This is a genomic window from Paenibacillus sp. FSL H3-0310 (assembly GCF_038002785.1).
Lineage (GTDB): Bacteria > Bacillota > Bacilli > Paenibacillales > Paenibacillaceae > Paenibacillus_AQ > Paenibacillus_AQ odorifer.
Window position 1 is genome coordinate 3,743,192 of record NZ_JBBODC010000001.1, and the last position, 17,647, is coordinate 3,760,838.

Genomic DNA, 17,647 nt, shown 5'->3' on the forward strand with positions numbered 1-17,647 from the left:
TCACTAACTCCTTTCTAGAATATCGCATTCTCTTTGCTGATCTTTTTCACAATAGAATTCGTTACAAGCACCATGATAAATCCAACAATCGATTGATATAGACCCGCTGCTGTACTCATCCCTAGATTACCTGTCGTACTCATGCTGCGATAAATATAAGTATCGATAACATTCGTTACGGAGTATAGAACACCTGAATCCCGAGGGATTTGATAGAATAAACCGAAGTCCGATCTAAAAATACCACCAATCGCTAAAATCGTTAGCGTTACCATTAAAGGTTTAAGCAAAGGAAGTGTAATAAACTTAATCTGCTGCCATTTGCTGGCCCCATCAATCATAGCTGCTTCATAGTAGGACTTGTCGATACCCGCTATAGCCGCTAAGTAAACAACACTTGAATAACCAATTGATTTCCAAATCCCCATGAAAATTAGGATATATGGCCAAAAGCGAGTATCCCCATACCAGGAAATAGGATCGCCTCCGAAGTAAACAACCACTTGATTCAATATTCCTTTATCTACACTCAGAAAGCTGAAGGTAAAGAAACTAATAATGACCCAAGAAAGGAAGTAAGGCATAAACATCGCCGTTTGATAAACTTTAGCCATCCGTTTGTTCACAAGTTCATTTAAGGTGATCGCAATACCCACCGCAAGAACTAAACCGAGAGAGATCAACGCCAAGTTATAAAGAATCGTATTTCTTGTAATGATATAGGCGTCCTCCGTCGAGAACAAAAAGTTGAAATTTTCAAGGCCAACCCACTTACTGTTTAAAACGCTTGCAAAGAATCCATCCCGATGAATCTTGAAATCCTTGAATGCAATTACTGTTCCAAACATCGGTAAGTAGCAAAAGATCAGGAACCATAATGTCCCTGGTAATACCATAAACCAGAGTACTTTATCCTTAATTAAACTTTTGAAAAATGCAGGCATTATTCCACATCCCCCTTCTCTCTATCCCCAAACAACCCCTATATATCCCTTCGATCTTTTTCCCTCGCCCCTTTAACTACCCTTAATTCTGCGCTATAAAAGCGGTTTCATAAAGTTGAAAAACTCCAGAATCAGATGTAAAAATTAAAGATCCACAGCAGAAGGGACATTTAAAAAGTCTATTTCCCCTTAAATTTGAGCAAAAAAAAGGAAACATTCTCGTTATCAACGTCCATGAAGCCCGTACTTGAACGTGATACTCAGGAACATTTCCTTTATTTTAGGATTTTGCTTTTTTGTACATATTCCGAAGCTCTGTCGGCGATACACCTACTGATTTTTTAAACTGGCGATAGAAATATGCTGGATCCGGATATCCTACTTCAGCTGCAATTTCGTTGGTTAGTAACGTAGTTTGAAGCAGCAATTGTCTTGCCTTTTCAATTCGAAATTGATTAACATAATCAGAGAAACTACGGCCCATTTCCTTCTGAAATAGCTGGCCCAAATAATTAGGATGCATTTCCATACGCTGACTGAGCGTTTTCAGGGATAGCTCTTCTCTATAGTGTTTGCTTACTTGATCAACCATATATCTCATATTCGGACTGAGCTCATCATTTACTAATGATAATTGGTCCAGTGTTTCTTTCACACTTTCCTGCACATGGTGCACCAATTGCTCAATAGTATGTATGCGCAGCAATGGATTAAACACGGCACTAAAATTAGAGTTTTTCTCCATTTTCTTAGCAATCAACATTAACTCAATCGCTACGTTGTAATTATCAATGCGGGTAATCATGCCACAGCCAAACAGCTTTTCGAACGTTTCTGCGATAAATTGGTTCGTAGCCTCCCGGTCTCCAGATAATAATAATTTGGTGAATTCCTCATAATCAATTTCGAGCTTCTCCTCATGCAGAACCATCTTTGATAGTTGTTCCACATCTATAATCGGGTAACCCGGTAGCATAAGATGATCAACATATAAACTCTTCGCCTTTTTATAACTATTTGGGACTTCCTGAAAAGCATGCTCCTTACTTCCTATCGTTATCCAGACAGACTTTTCTAACTCATGCATAATCTCACATTGCACTTGCTCCAGTACACAATAAAGCTCTTCTTTGTTCTCAGCTTCAGCCCGCTCAGCAATAATAAGAACAAGATCACCTTCCATATCTATAAATACAATAACGGTTCCAAGTTGCTCTAATGATTTCACAGCGATACGATAACATTCATCCATAAGCTGATTCCTATGGAGTTTATCCTGGCCCTCATCGTCATCCTGTTCGGTGATAAGCCGAATCGCAGCCACCGTAAAAAATGAACAGTCCAGTGAGATATTTAAGACTTTTGAACGGTGCTGTAGCTCCTGCCGGCCTATATTGCCAGTTACCCAGCGGTTTAGAATATTATTGCGTAGAACTTGCCAATCATCTTTAGCATGAAATTGTTCAACATCCTCTTGATTCAGCACTTCAACAATTTGTTCAATGGTTGATTCCAACTCATGTATATTAATGGGTTTGAGAATATAATTTTCAATGCCTAGACTCATTCCAGCTTTTAAATACTCAAATTGCTCATACCCGCTCAAGATTATAAACCTCATTTTTGAATCAAAAACCTTTATTAGCTGAATCAGTTCAAGTCCCGTAAGTTTTGGCATCGTAATGTCAGTAATTAATATGTCGATCCCTTCATTATGATTGCGTAGAAATTCTAAAGCTTCTTCCCCATTAGACGCTTGTCCCGCGATTCTCAATCCATATTTTTCCCATTCAATCACTGAACGTAATCCTTCAAGAATAAGAGGTTCATCATCCACGATAAGTATATTGTGCATTATTAGTACTCTCCCTTACTACTGGTATATTCATGATGACTATTGTTCCTTTATTTACTTCACTAGCGATCGTTAATCCATATTCAGTCCCATAATAAAGTTTAATTCGTTCATTCACATTACATAGGCCTACCGAAGAAGGAGGTTCATCCATTCTCATACTGACTTGAAGCATTTGCTGTAGCTCTGTCAGCTTGCTGGCAGTAATTCCATTCCCGTTATCACTTATAGCAATTTGAATTTCCCCGCCAGATTCAGTAACTTCAATACGGATGAGATTGCCAAAACGGTCAGGTCTAAATCCGTGAACAATATAATTTTCAATGACCGGTTGGATGAGCAATTTAACGATAGAACAATTCATGGCAACTGGACTTATTTGTGATATGATTTGGAGCCTATCTTTATGTCTAATCTGAAACAGCTCCAGATACAAATTGCAGTATTCAATCTCATCAGATATTGTAACGACCATGCTTTTCTTAATCATCGTTCGAAATAATGTCGATAAAATGTAAATCATCTGACCTACATCCTTCGCTCCTTGCGTAATTGCCCGCATCCTAATCGCCTCAAGTGTGTTATATAAAAAGTGTGGATTAATCTGCGATTGAAGTGCAACTAGCTCTGCATTTTTCTGCGTAAGCTCCGAAATGTACACTTTATTAATATAGAGTTCTAACCTTTCACACATATAGTTAAAGTTGTTGGCAATTAGCTGCAATTCATCTTCTCGATTTAGGTGAATACGTGTGCTTAAATCACCTTCCTGTAAGCGCTTCATAGATTTGATAATGATCTTCACTTTTTTAGAAAAACGTAAAATAATTCCGTATGTAAAAGACATTGCAGTAATAATAAGCGCTGTGGTAATCCCGATAATCCAAGTTCGAACCGTTTTCATTTCGTTGTTGACCTGTGACTTCTGAATGATCCCTGCCATAATGAGACCTGAGCTATTCGTTGTATTTAAGTTAACCTTGGAGATCCCATCCAGTGTTGTCCAGCCATCCGCATGAAGCGCATCGAGATGTGGATATCGCTGTCCCATATACCTTCCCAATGAATCATATATAACGTCACCGCTTGGGGTTAAGACCAACAATTGACCATTATTTTCTGCAACTTTTGTGCCAAGCCATTTTGAAATAAGTTCTGCGTCAAAATCTACTATGAGCATCCCGATCGTTTTCAGTGTAATCGGATCTTTAATTTCCCTAGTCATTGTATACAAATTGTTATTGTCTTCTCTTATTTCCTTAAGCACTAATTTGGTTTCATGCGAGACCCAGCCATTCTTCGGTAAGGATAACTTTTGCTTAGAACCGTCCATGTCGCTCAAGTAGAATTGTCGGGTATTATTTTTATATAAATAATAAAATTCTTTCTCTGTACTGTATAAAATAACGTCATAAATCCCGTTTTTCTGATTCAAATAGGTTTTGAAATAAGTATCGAACGTATGAGGAACGGAGCTCCCTATGTCTGCATATTGATCTAAACGGTATTTAAGATAATCCCCATAATCATTTTGCAAAAAGTAGGACAAATCCTCACTGACAGAGGCATCGCTATAAATTTGCTGGATAGCCACTTGGATGCTTTCGTACTGCTGATTCATATACAAACTTACATAATCCAGCACCTCCCGATTGGCATCTACATGTTGGCGAGTGATCGTCTGTTCATAGTATTTATATACGGTAATGGATGAGGCAATTAACGTAATTATAATGATCGAAGAGTATATAGCTAAAATTTTATTGAACAGTTTTTTCTGCAAATGGTTTTGATAAAATTTCTTTACATTCAACAAAGCCACCTTCTTTCTGAATATCACCTTTAGGATTAGAAGCTTAACATCACACTTCTTTTTCTGCAATGGAAGCGCATGCATTTTTTTATTTATATATTCTAGCGCTCCAACTTTTCTCTCCACCGAGAGTTTACAACTCACACAAAATCGTCTATAGTTGATTTCTACCCCCCAAACAAACCTATAATAACCCAAATAGATCTTAATTTCCTCGTCCCCCATCAACATATTGGAGGGGCTATTACTCATGTTTCTAACCAAACGCAAACTCAACTCCCAACTAAACGAAATTTCCGAATATCGTTACAGGGATCGTATACACATTCCTTTTTTCAACTCAATGATTGACGAACAAGGTGAAATTGCAGCCGTACCGCCCGTGGATGGAGAATGGTCTAAGCTACGAGTTGGCGATACCTGGAAAGGCCGCGATTTGTATTTATGGCTAACGACAAATATAGACGTACCCGCTACTTGGGCAGGCCGTAAAGTACTGGGTCGATTTGATTTTGGCGAGACGGGTGCTGGAAACAACTCCGGATTTGAATCTTTATTCTTTTTCAACGGCAAACCCTATCAAGGTGTAGATTCCAATCATACCGAAGTGTTCTTGCCAAATGAAACGGCAGGCACTCAGCTTCCACTGACCTTCCGGTTATGGTCGGGACTCGAAGGTGGCGGCCCTAAAAAAGATCAGACACATGGCATTCGCATGGCTGAAATTTGTTGGCTGGATGAAGCAACGGATGATTTCTATTTTACCGCGCTTGCTGTAGTTGAGACGCTGAACGTACTCGATGCCAAAACTCCAGAATATACACAACTTATGAGTACAGTAGACCGCTCCTTTCTTCTGATCGACTGGTCTCGTCCAGGTTCAGACAACTTCTACGCTTCGATCGGGGAAGCCCGCAATTATTTGCGTGATGAAATTAACAAAATGGAGAAATCCTCACCCGTCACAGTTACCTGTATTGGCCATACCCATATTGATGTGGCTTGGTTGTGGCAATTGAAACACACCCGTGAGAAATGTGCGCGTTCCTTCTCAACCGTACTACGTCTGATGGAAATGTTCCCGGACTATACCTTTTTACAGACTCAGCCGCAACTCTATGAATATATCAAAAATGACTATCCAGAAATCTATGAAAATATTCGTGAACGTGTAGCTGAAGGACGCTGGGAAGCTGGCGGCGGCATGTGGCTTGAGGCAGATTGCAACTTGACCTCAGGGGAGTCTCTAGTCCGTCAATTACTCTATGGAACTCGCTTCTTACGTAATGAATTTGGGGTTGAATGTGACTATTTATGGCTGCCGGACGTATTTGGCTACAGCTGGTCCTTGCCACAAATTCTAAAAAAATCAGGAATTAATACCTTCATGACCACAAAAATTAGCTGGAATCAATATAACCGGATGCCACATGATACCTTTCAATGGCGTGGGATTGATGGCACAGAGGTGTTAACACACTTTATTACAACGCCTGAGCCTTGGTCCGAAGAAGATTCTTGGTTCTACACTTATAATGGCCGGATTATTCCTAAGACTGTGAAAGGAATTTGGGATACTTACCGGGATAAAGAAGTGAATCGCAATCTGTTACTTTCTTACGGATATGGCGATGGTGGCGGGGGTGTGAACCGTGAAATGCTAGAGATGCGCCGTCGGCTAAACGATCTTCCCGGTCTGCCGAAGATTGAAACAGGAACAGCGGGAGACTACTTCCGTACCCTGCAAGAAACTGTTGCAAATACAGATCGTTATGTCCATGTATGGGATGGCGAGCTTTACTTAGAATATCACCGCGGCACCTACACAAGCCAAGCCTACAATAAGCGGATGAACCGTAAGCTTGAGCTGCTATACCGTGAGGCGGAATGGCTAAATACACTGCAAAGTGTGATGACAGGTGACTGGTCGAACTATCGTCAGACCGAGTTAGACGAGGGCTGGAGAATTATTTTGCGCAACCAATTCCATGATATTATTCCGGGCTCTTCGATTCGTGAAGTATATGAAGACAGTACTATTGAATATGCACAAGCAGAAGCAATAGGTCAGTCTGTCTGGGAGCAATCCAGTAAGGCACTTGTGAGCGGAAATGAAGCCGGTAAATATACGATCTGGAACAATGCTGCTTGGGAGCTGACAGAACTCGTAGAAATTACTGTTGAAGCCGGGATGGAAACAGGACATTGGATAAGCTCAGAAGGAAAACAACTACAAGCTCAGCGTGAAGGTGACCGCTGGATCGTTGAAGTATCTAACATTCCTTCTCTTGGATACACAACGATCTCCTTCGTAGAAGATGTGAATTCTAAGTCACTAAGCGCTCCATTCAAGCTAAATGAATCAGGAATCTCAACGCCTCACTTCGAAATTGAATGGAACGAACAAGGTCAATTAGTATCCGTCTATGATATAAATGAACAAAGACAAGTATTAGCAAACGGAAGTCACGGTAACGTGTTCCAAGTCTTTGAAGATAAACCCCTGGCCCATGAAGCGTGGGATATTGACATCTACTATCAACAAAAAATGCGCGAAGTAATCGACTGCCGTAGCATTGAAGTCATAGAAAAGGGTTCACTGCGATGTGTTGTACAATTCACATGGAGTTATATGGATTCCACGATTAAGCAGCAAATGATCTTACATGCACACCATCGTCGTATCGATTTCGTGACAAAGGTAGACTGGCATGAGCGACAACAGCTAATGAAAGTAGCTTTCCCTGTTGCAATACGAGCTACCGAAGCCACTTATGATATCCAGTTCGGTAATGTTACGCGTCCAACACATTGGAACACTAGCTGGGATTATGCTAGATTCGAGACTGTGGGGCATCAGTGGGCAGATTTATCAGATCGTGGTTATGGCGTTAGCTTGCTGAACGACTGCAAATACGGTTATGACATCAAGGATAATGTGATGCGTCTATCCTTAATCAAATCGGCAACGCACCCTGACCCTGAAGCGGATCAAGGTGAACATACTTTCACCTACTCTATCCTGCCTCATACTGGGGATTGGCTACAGGGTGACACCGTCCGTCAAGCTTGGTCCGTCAACAACCCTCTACGGAGCACCATGGGGCAAGCAGAAGGAGCATCCAAGTCGCTTATTCGCCTTTCTACTCAGACGGTTATGGTTTCTGCGATCAAGAAGTCTGAGGATGGTCAAAAATTAATCGTACGTGTGCACGACTATTCCGGAAGCCGTCAGCAAATTGATATGACTAGCGACTTGAATATTATTTCGTGGCAAGAGTGTAATCTAATGGAGCGTCCTGAAGGGGAAGTCCACACTGAACCTGTCATTACTTTTATACTTGAACCTTACGAACTAAAAACATTTGAAATTGAAGCAGCAAAATTAATAAAGTAACATACAAATAAAGTAACATACAAAAATCGGGGTGTCCCTGTAGCCATGGATCAAAGGCTGCGAGGACACCTCTTTATATATTTTCTCACGATTGTTTTATGATTTTAGGTATACACCTTGTGTAATGAGTGATCTTGACGTATACTCCGAGTAAGGGAGAGATGGATATGAGAAAAATGAGGAAAATCACAATATTCACAGGTATTGGATTATTCAGCCTTGTTTTGATTGCCATGTTTGCAATCAGCGCTTTTGTAATCAAAAGACCGGCGACTACCACCCCTGTAATTGCGGAAGTGAAGCCTTACAAGTGGAATAAAGTCACGCTAGACGGAAATGTCATATCAAGTGATGGATCAGAGTATTTTTTGTGGAATAAAAAGGGTGAAAATAATAACTGGATCATCTTTTTTTCCGGTGGCGGAGCCAGCTGGGATGCCCAAAGTGCCGCACACCCCATCAAGCTTATGAACTTTATTAAAGGTGGAGATACAGGCAACTATTTCCAGAACATCCCCTTCTATATGTTGACATTGCTGAGAGGCATGATGGATACGGATAACCCTGCCAATCCTTTTCATGGCTGGAATGTGGTCTACCTTCCCTATTCAACCGGTGACTTCCATATCGGCAACCGCACAGTTGAATATAAAAAAGATGACGGCAGCCCCTTTACTATGCGTTATAACGGCAGCAATAATGTGCGAAGCAGCCTCGATTGGATATATGCCAACGTGGATAAACCCGGCAAACTACTGATTGCTGGCGAAAGTGCCGGTGGCTTCGGGTCCGCTTTTTGGGCTCCCAAGATCGCCTCTCATTACAAGAACTCCGAGATTTTCCAATATTCAGACAGTTCCTTCTTGAAATCAGACAAGTGGCCAAATGTTGTGAAGCAGGAATGGCAGGCAGACTTCGTGAAGAACTTCGGATATGCCCCTGAAGCGGATATCATCGGGGCAGCTTTTAAAGCGAACGGCCATCTACTTCCTGCGAATGCGATAATATTGCAATCCTACTCGGTATTTGACGAGATTCTAATCCACTTTCAGAACAATATCAACGATTACAAGGGGCCAAGAGATCAAAGCATCATTAATGAGTGGTCACAGGAAATGCGGCAATCTGTTTCTTCTTTGGCAGCCACTTTACCTAATTATTATTACTATCTCACCGACTATGGACTGAACGCTAAGATGGGTACAACTCCGCACACTTTTGCCACCAGAGAGACCTTCTTTCAGGCTGAACAGGATGGTGTGAAGCTTCTGAATTGGTTAGGTGATGCGATCAACCGGCAGAACCCCTATTCAGTGGGCAGCAAATTCCTCATGAATTCGAAGCCAGCTCAGAAATAGTGCTAGAAGCAGCGGAAGAGTTGCAACAAGACAGGAGAGAAAATCAATGAATTTGCGGGAAAAGCAAATGCAAATGACAAGGGAGATCATTAAGGATACAGCGCTTAGCTTATTCTGTGCTCAAGGTATTGAGCGCACGGATATGGCACAGATTGCGGAACAAGCCGGCATCTCCCGGCGTACTTTGTATCATCATTATAAAGACAAGGAAGAGTTAGCCGCTCAAATCTATGTCCTTAATCTGGAGCGGATGTTTGGACAACTGCTGTTTGATTTTGATTTTGAACACCCTGTACAGTCATTGGAGAACATTCTCGATAAATATCTGGCATTAAGAGATCAGCAGGAAGCCCTGATCTACTATGATGCCATTTTTGGAGTTTACTACAGCACGCTTTCCAAAAATCCCGCGGAACTTCCTGACTTTAAGCAGGCTATAGAAGGCTGGTATTCACGGTTAATTCTCCTTGAGTCCATATCAGTCGCTCCGGAGGAAAAAAATAAGTGGCTGGACATTCTGCACAAGTCCACCCACCTGTATTTCATGTATTTACAAAAAGCCGTCATTATTACTCATCAGCGGGGGGGTGTGGTTACGGAGGAAGATCGGGTTATGGACCGGCAATTCAAGGATTTCATTATGTTTGGCGTACGGCAATCCAAGAATCAGACAAACCCTTAATTTCACTTATGGGGCAACCTGACGATAATCGTCGTTCCCGCTCCAACCGCACCGTCCACTTCTATGTTTCCCTGATGCAGGGAGACAATTTTTTTAACGATTGCAAGTCCCAAGCCATTGCCATTGTTGTTTCCATTCCGTGACTTGTCTATTTTATAAAATCTTTGGAATACGGCGTTGAACTCTTCCGGGGAAATCCCGATCCCGTTATCACTGATGGTGACCGATACATCTGCTGCACTGTCATCTATACTAATGCGGATGTTCCCGCCTTCAGGTGTGAACTTGATGCTGTTGCTCAGCAAATTCATCCATACTTGCTTCAGCTGATCTTCATCACCCTTAATTTTGACAGTTTCCGGCAGCTCAAGATCGATAACGATGCCTTTGGCTGACCATTGTGGCTCACAGGTCACAACGATGGTTCTAATCTGCTCGTCAAGATTGAAGGAACCTGCATTAAAGGGATGATGTTCAGAATCCAGGGAAGCGAGCTTCAGCAAATTATCACTTAACCTCGACAGACGTTCACTCTCTGCAATGATGATATCAAGATATTCAGAACGTTCCTCTTCCACGATTAGATCATTGTTCTGCAATGCCTTGGCAAAGCCGGAAATAGACGTAAGCGGTGTCTGAATTTCATGAGAAACGTTGGATACGAAATCCTGCCTCATCTGTTCCAGCTGCTTCAGCTCCCCGGCCATCTCCACATAGCTTTGTGTCAGTTCCCCTATTTCGTCTACTCGGTTTACTTTAAGCTCTACCTCGAAATCACCCTTGGCCAGCCTTCTTGTCGCATTCGTCAAAGCTTTGATCGGCTCCACCAAATATCTGGCGGCAATAAGAATGCATAGACTACCCAGTAAAAGCACGAGTAAAAGCACAAAGAGCAGCATCCGATTGACGATATTTTCGTTCTCGGCAGAATACTGCAAGAACATTGCTTGCCACTCCCCGTTAAACATAAAGGGCATCCCGATAAAGGTATCCTTATCTTTCGCGGAGGAACGATAGAGTTTTCCTTGCAGCACTTGTTTCACAGCCTCGGGGGTGATAGTGACGGCCGGACTATCCTTGAGCCTATAAAAGGTATATTCCCCGGAATGATTATACAAGTGGATAGGGTATGCAGATACCTTAACCATACTATTCAAGAACTCGTCTGTATCCTCAGGCTTGGCGTCATCATAACGGTGAATGATCTCCTTCCCCACTGTGATCATTTCATTCTGTCCCTCGTAACTTATTTGTTTCTGAAAGACATACAAACCAATGAAAAAGGAACAGATCAGACTAAAGATAATGATGCCTAGAAACGTGAGAACGACGCGTACATACAATGTCTTGATCATAGCGCAGGGATCAGCCGGTATCCTAGGCCGCGGGCCGTTTCGATTTGAAATTGCTCGTCGTTACCGCAGAATTTCTCCCTCAACCGGCTTATATGCACATCTACAGTCCGGCCGTCTCCTTCATAGTTCAATCCCCAGATTTGAGAAATCAACTGTTCTCTTGTGAAGATTTGCCTAGGGTGACTAGCCAGCAGAAACAGTAGCTCAAATTCCTTCAAAGGAATCGTTACCGGTTCTTCATCACGCGTAACCTGGAAAGTGCGGCGGTTAAGCACCACATTGCCCAACTGCACAGACTGGGAAGAAACAACCAGCGAGCGTTTAAGCAAAGCTTTTACTCGCATCACCAGTTCAAGCGGATCAAACGGTTTGGTCAAATAGTCATCCGTGCCGAGTTGAAAACCTTTCACTTTATGTGCAGATTCTCCTTTAGCCGTCACCATGAGGAGGGGAATGTTGGCATCAGAGCGCCTGATTTCTCTGCACAGATCCCAACCATCCAATCCTGGCATCATAATATCTAGGATGACGAGATCGACTCGCGAGTTCTCTATAATGGACAGCGCTTTGGTACCATCCCTGGCTTCTTTGAGGTCAAAACCTTCTTTTCGCAAAAACAAAGACATTAGCTTTCGGATGTTATCATCATCATCAGCAATAAGTATAGTAGCCACGATTGTCCTCCTCTCTTAAGCTTACATTATATATGATATATTCTTGACAAGAAACGAAGTTATCCGAACTGCCAACCCAACAGGTTCCAATAGTAGAAAAACAGAGTCATCACTACAGCCGAAAGTGCCACTAGTGTATAATGCACACGCTTGAAAGCTGTCCAGTATTTATTCTTCCAAACCAGTATAGCCGAGATTAGCAAAGCTAAAGTCAGTCCAACCAAAAGGATTGGCATAACTAAACTGAGAGAAAGCGAAAGACTGATACCGCTGAACTTCTGCATCGTATCCATGGACATAACCACCATAAATATCGTAACGAAAGATAGCAGCGCCCACCCAGCAGTTCCCGCAGATAAGCGGATGGCCCACTTTTCCGGAGGCGTCATCGCCTTGATCTTGCGTCTTGAGAAGATTAGTCCAAGCAATGCAGTGATGAAAATCAACCCCGAGCCGCCAAGTACGATAAGCCAAAACTTATTCTGATTCAAGAGTGGCGTACGCTCCAGTGGCATTTCCGGTGCCATACCTAAGAGCATATGTGTAACCTTACCGGACTCATTTGTGCGGAAGCCGATTTGTTCGGTGCCTCCCTCGAGCTGGAACAGATTCGGAGCGATTTCTCTATACAACTGTTGTTCACTACCACTTCCCAAAGATAGCTTATTGTCCTTTACCTTAACATTTAGCTGGGCAAAAAAATTGAAAAATTTATCAATATCACTGTGGTTACGGCGTGTGAATTGATAGGTTCCCGCATATTTCTGAACAGATTCTGCAGAAGTGGAGAATTCAGGCTGCTTCGCTTCAGGATCGGGATAATAGCGCTCAAAAAAGGCATGGACTAGGCCTGCCGCGGAATCACCGCCCTGACCGCCGTTATAGGAAACAAAGATACCTACATGCTTGGCAGGCACAAGATAAAACTCCGTATTAAACATAGGGTCGGAACCACCATGAGTGATTAGTCTAAGACCATTGATGCGTTTCTCAGAGAACCCCAGATCTACTCCCGGCATACGTTTATCGAATTGGTACGCCGTTGAATGCATTAGTTCTGCAGTCTCCGTTCTAAGAATCTGCTGGTCACCATATTTCCCGTTCTGCAGATGGGCAATCATAAAGTGCGCCATGTCTACTGCTGATACTGTACCCGAGCCGGCAGGACGAAAGCCGCCCTCGAAGGTAGGTGTGCCAGGAATAAAGCTACCGTTCTCACTCGTGTACCCTACAACTTGATTGGGTATGAGTATGAATGACTCCGGCAAAGGCTCTACCACCGTCGAATATTTCATGTCGAGCGGATCGAAAATATACTTTTGTATATAGTCATTGTAAGGAACACCGCTGACTTCCTCCACAATCAGACCCGCGAGAGTAGCCCCGAAGTTCGAATAAGAACTCATCTCTCCGGGGGGTCTTACCCGTGCCAGCATATGCTTATTGAGTGTTTCCGAGATTGATCCCGGCAATTTGGCAGGGTCGGTAGTGATTTGATAACCCACTCCACCCTCTTCAAACCCCGCTGTATGTGTCATCAAATGGCGCATCGTGATCGGCTCAGGATAAGTAGCAGGGATCTTCAATGATTTCAGGTAGGTGTTAATATCAGTGTCCAGATCTATCTTACCTTGTTCGACCATTTGCATCACCGCTGTCCAGGTGAACAGCTTTGTTGTTGAAGCGATTCGAAACATGCTGGTTGTCGGATTAACCGGTGCCGCTTCTTCCAGATTGGAACTGCCATAACCTTTGGCCAAAATAATCTTGCCGTCTTTTACAATGGAGATAACCCCTCCCGGAATTTGCAGCCGGTTCATATCTTTTTCCATAATTCCATCAACGAAGCTAGTCAGTCCCGAGGTATCATCGAGATTGGCAAATGCTTCAATTTGCGCTGCCGGCAGTCCGGTTTGACCCGTTTGGTTCTCAGCAGAGGCCCGTTTCCCGGGAAATACCAAGCTTGCGCCAAAGCCGGCACTAATCACAGCCAATAGGGTCAGACCAGCGATCAGCCTTTTTTTCATAGGTGTCAACATTATTATCCTCCGAGTCATCATTTATTGGGGTGGATGATCATCCGCCTAACACTTATAGAGATTATCAGAGTATTATGAATGGAACGTTAACAAGACAATAAAAAAACTAGACAGCAATCCACCCTTAAAAGTGACGGATCATAGTCTAGTTACATCAGAAAAATCTATAAAAAATCCCATAGCGAACGTATGCCTACAACCTTACTGTAGCTCAGTCCCGATCCCTTTTTCTCTAGCCTTCTTCACGAAGTATACCGCTGTTGCGATATCAAAAACCGCCATCCCCATCGGACAAAAGAAAATCGGCTCATCTGCTCTGAGTTCATTCAGGCAATGGCGCGAGACGACATCGGTAATCATTCGGGTATCGGCACGAGTTAACCCATGTTTCAGATGGAGCTGCTGTATGTCAGTATTTTCGCGGCACACCTCATCCCAGTCGTCGACGATTATGGCCTTCACCGAAGCTAATGCCTCAGGCTTATAATCACGCAGTGAAATATTCAGTAGAAGACTACCTTCCGCCGGAAGCATATCGATATATCTATGATTGGATACGGTACAGGTGATAAAGATATTGGACTTTCGATAAACGTCCGCCCACGTCTCCTCCACTTCTATCCTATTCTTATATATAGATGAGATGTCTGACAAATCTACTTCCCTTATATCAAAAATGCGGACACGTTCAACTCGATCTCCGTACAATGCCATAACCATTTGAAAATGATATTGCCCGATTGGTCCCCAGCCGATAATGCCAAGATGAATCCGTTCAAGTGAACGTGCCTGCAAAAAGTAGCCAATCATCAGTCCACTGATGGAAGCTGTCCTTACGATGCTGGGGAGCGGAGAGCTTAGGACGGATATAGGCTCGCCCGTAATGGGATCATTCAAGACAATGATGCTATGCGCGCGGGGAAGACCAACCTGGATATTATCCGGGAAGCTGGAAATCCATTTGATCCCTGCTGCGTTCACGTTCCCCCCTACGTATGCGGGCATTGCAATAATACGATTTTGGGGATTTTTATACCTTAGATAAGGTTTTACGGGCTGCGCGTAATCTCCAGAATCAAGTATGCGCACCGTAGTTTCTATCGATTCCACGAGAGAAGGCCAATCAAGCCCCACCTCCCGGATGTCCCGATCGTTTAAATACAGCATTCCACAACCTCCTTTTGCCGTTCGTTAAGCAAGGACATCTCCACCGTCAGCCGAGAACTCCTGCCCAAATTCATTCTGAATCCATGGGTCAGAGTATACCGTATCGAGGTAACGCTCCCCTTTGTCATGCAGGATCACCGCACAGACAGATCCTGGAGCCAATTCTTGCTCCATACGCCTAACAGCGGCAAGGTTAGCCCCTGAGGATGCACCGGCCAGAATCGATTCATTCTGAGCGAGTGCTCGGCATCCTTTTACGATATCCAAGTCTGAGACATGCACGATACGGTCGATTAAATCCGTTCTGCAGAAAGGGGGTACGATGCCAGCACCCAGTCCCGGGAACCGCCGTTTCTCTTTGTTGCCACCAAAAATAGTACTTCCCTCCGCATCGACGGCAACAATCTTAGTCTTCAGACCATGATCCCTTACATATTCCGCGAGACCTCGAATCGTGCCGCATGTACTTACGCTGCAAAACAAATAATCTACTTCGCCAAGCTCAGTCACGATTTCTTTCATGGTCGTATGGTAGTGGGACAAATAGTTATTTGCGTTTGCATATTGATTCGGCCAGTAGCTGCCCGGTATTTCCTCCAAGAGTCGCTGCACTCGATTCAGTCTAGCAGGCAGATATTCACCGGTCTCGGGGTCGGGATCGCTAACAAAGTCAATTTTTGCAGTTAATGTTTTCAGAATCTGCAGATTTGTTGTGGTGGTTCTTGGATCAACCACGCTAATAAACCGCAGCCCTAAATATTGGCAAATCATCGCCAAGCTAATCGCCATATTTCCCGAACTTGACTCAATAATAGTAGTTCCCGGCCCGATTTTCCCTTCCTTCCATGCCTCATGGATCATCCGCAGAGCTGGACGGTCTTTCGCACTTCCTCCCGGATTTAGCAGTTCCATTTTTGCGTAGACTTCGAACTCACTGTTCTGGAACAGATTATTCAGCTTGATTAATGGCGTTTTTCCGATAGTCGACAAGATACCGCCTTGGATATTTATGTCCACCTTAGCTTTGTCCTTCTGATAATATAACTTCTTGTTCTTGACCTGCCCGCTGGCCAGCGACTCCCCTTTAGCTACTATAATGATCTCAATATCATCAAGCAGATGGTTGCGAATCATCATCCCGATTTCCGGAATACACTCCCTGATTTCCTCTTTGATTACCGGAATAATAGAGGGCTTCACAGATTTACTCATGATATAAATAGAGAGCGCATTGTTTTTTACTTTGACCCGAATGATTGCATCTTCAATATGACGGTATACGACCTGTTCGATATCGTACAGGCTGATCTTCTCACCGTGCTTCAGTTCTTGACCCACTCTTTTTACAATGGACTCAAAGCTTTGTTGTTCAACGCCGTCTATCATCACAGGCCTAAAATCCCTTACGACGTCATAAGTAACAAAACGAAGAGCTGGCAGCATCTTGCGGACAGTTGAGGTAAGCACCAGAATACTTTCATTGTTTCGAAGCGGCCTTACTTCTTCGTCTAACTCCTGAACCCCGATTCCTTCCGCAAAAATTCCGTCGGCAAAAATGTACCTGCCGTGATCATGGGAGTAATAAGCGATCGTACCGATTTCAATGGAGCCGTAAGTATCGATGATATCTCTAGGATCAATACCAAACAAGCCAGCCATATTCCGCTGCCACTCAGGCGGAGCAATTTCCCCTACCAAAATAATCTTGCGAATTCCGAATTCACGCGGGTTTCCGGCAGCATATACGATATGGTCAAGGATGGACGGCATCGTATAGAGCAAGTCAGGTTTAAAAGCTTTAAGCTGTTCAATATGCTGTTCGATTGGCAGTTCAAAGGGTATTGAACTTTTCTCCAATCCTAACCTTTCAAAAATGGCCAGCGCAGTATTTGCTGCATGTCCAGTGCCCATATCCGCCAACGCTCTGTTACATCCGCTTCCCGCAATAAGCTCGCCGAATAGCTTCGTTTTAATATCCACATAGTGTTTGTCATCTTCCTCAGAGTAAAGGATTGCTTTTCTACGGCCTGAGCTTGTACCAGACGTCCTATAAACAGTCCAAGAAGGATCGATGGGTTGGTTATAATAGAAGGTTTCAAGTATTTTCGAAGACATAAGAGGTAAGTTCTGCAGGTTATAATTCGTTTTCTCCCCATCAATCAGCCCCTTGTACCAAGGGTATTCGTCCATTACTTCTTGCACCTTATTCTGCAATTTCCCGAGCAGCATCATAGCCGCCTCCCGTTGACCGCATGCTGCAGCCCAAGTTTAATAAATGCCTCCAATATTCATATGTAGAATTCTTTGCATGTGTTCTATTATTCTGTGTTTGCCCAAGCAAAAACTGCGTATTCCCGTAATAT

Annotated in this window: 11 protein-coding genes; 3 read left to right on the plus strand and 8 right to left on the minus strand. The window is 43.3% G+C overall.

The window, feature by feature from the left end; translation table 11 throughout:
- Positions 1–14 precede the first annotated feature (14 nt).
- The 3 genes from MHH63_RS17010 to MHH63_RS17020 all read right to left on the minus strand — a co-directional run bounded on the left by MHH63_RS17010 (position 15) and on the right by MHH63_RS17020 (position 4,612).
- The gene (locus tag MHH63_RS17010) at positions 15–944 is read right to left on the minus strand and encodes an ABC transporter permease (protein WP_076129998.1); all 930 of its coding nucleotides are present in this window, start codon (positions 942–944) and stop codon (positions 15–17) included.
- 280 nt (positions 945–1,224) lie between these two features.
- Positions 1,225–2,799, minus strand: coding sequence for a response regulator transcription factor (locus MHH63_RS17015; protein ID WP_341171824.1), 1,575 nt, complete (start codon positions 2,797–2,799; stop codon positions 1,225–1,227).
- A complete protein-coding gene (locus tag MHH63_RS17020) occupies positions 2,774–4,612 on the minus strand; it encodes a cache domain-containing sensor histidine kinase (RefSeq protein WP_175617386.1) in 1,839 nt (612 codons plus the stop codon). The genes MHH63_RS17015 and MHH63_RS17020 overlap by 26 nt, the downstream gene beginning before the upstream one ends.
- 250 nt (positions 4,613–4,862) lie before the next feature.
- Between MHH63_RS17020 and MHH63_RS17025 the strand changes: the two genes are divergently transcribed.
- The 3 genes from MHH63_RS17025 (at position 4,863) to MHH63_RS17035 (ending at position 10,049) form a co-directional block, all read left to right on the plus strand.
- Positions 4,863–8,009, plus strand: coding sequence for an alpha-mannosidase (locus MHH63_RS17025; RefSeq protein ID WP_341171825.1), 3,147 nt, complete (start codon positions 4,863–4,865; stop codon positions 8,007–8,009).
- A 167-nt stretch (positions 8,010–8,176) separates the two neighbouring features.
- Positions 8,177–9,367, plus strand: coding sequence for a pectin acetylesterase-family hydrolase (locus MHH63_RS17030; RefSeq protein WP_341171826.1), 1,191 nt, complete (start codon positions 8,177–8,179; stop codon positions 9,365–9,367).
- Between the two features lie 46 nt (positions 9,368–9,413).
- Positions 9,414–10,049, plus strand: coding sequence for a TetR/AcrR family transcriptional regulator (locus MHH63_RS17035; protein WP_341171827.1), 636 nt, complete (start codon positions 9,414–9,416; stop codon positions 10,047–10,049).
- Positions 10,050–10,051: 2 nt separating this feature from the next.
- Here MHH63_RS17035 and MHH63_RS17040 read toward each other — a convergent pair whose 3' ends face one another.
- The 5 genes from MHH63_RS17040 to sbnA all read right to left on the minus strand — a co-directional run bounded on the left by MHH63_RS17040 (position 10,052) and on the right by sbnA (position 17,516).
- A complete protein-coding gene (locus MHH63_RS17040; RefSeq protein ID WP_076186489.1) occupies positions 10,052–11,404 on the minus strand; it encodes a HAMP domain-containing sensor histidine kinase in 1,353 nt (450 codons plus the stop codon).
- Positions 11,401–12,078 (minus strand): response regulator transcription factor, encoded by a 678-nt coding sequence (locus tag MHH63_RS17045; protein ID WP_076100805.1) that lies wholly within the window; start codon positions 12,076–12,078, stop codon positions 11,401–11,403. Before MHH63_RS17045 ends, MHH63_RS17040 begins: the two co-directional genes overlap by 4 nt.
- 59 nt (positions 12,079–12,137) lie before the next feature.
- A complete protein-coding gene (locus tag MHH63_RS17050) occupies positions 12,138–14,117 on the minus strand; it encodes a serine hydrolase domain-containing protein (protein ID WP_341031882.1) in 1,980 nt (659 codons plus the stop codon).
- Positions 14,118–14,318: 201 nt separating this feature from the next.
- Positions 14,319–15,284, minus strand: a complete 966-nt coding sequence (locus MHH63_RS17055; protein WP_076129992.1) for a 2,3-diaminopropionate biosynthesis protein SbnB — start codon at positions 15,282–15,284, stop codon at positions 14,319–14,321.
- 24 nt (positions 15,285–15,308) lie between these two features.
- Positions 15,309–17,516, minus strand: a complete 2,208-nt coding sequence (gene sbnA, locus MHH63_RS17060) for a 2,3-diaminopropionate biosynthesis protein SbnA (RefSeq protein WP_341031883.1) — start codon at positions 17,514–17,516, stop codon at positions 15,309–15,311.
- Positions 17,517–17,647 lie beyond the last annotated feature (131 nt).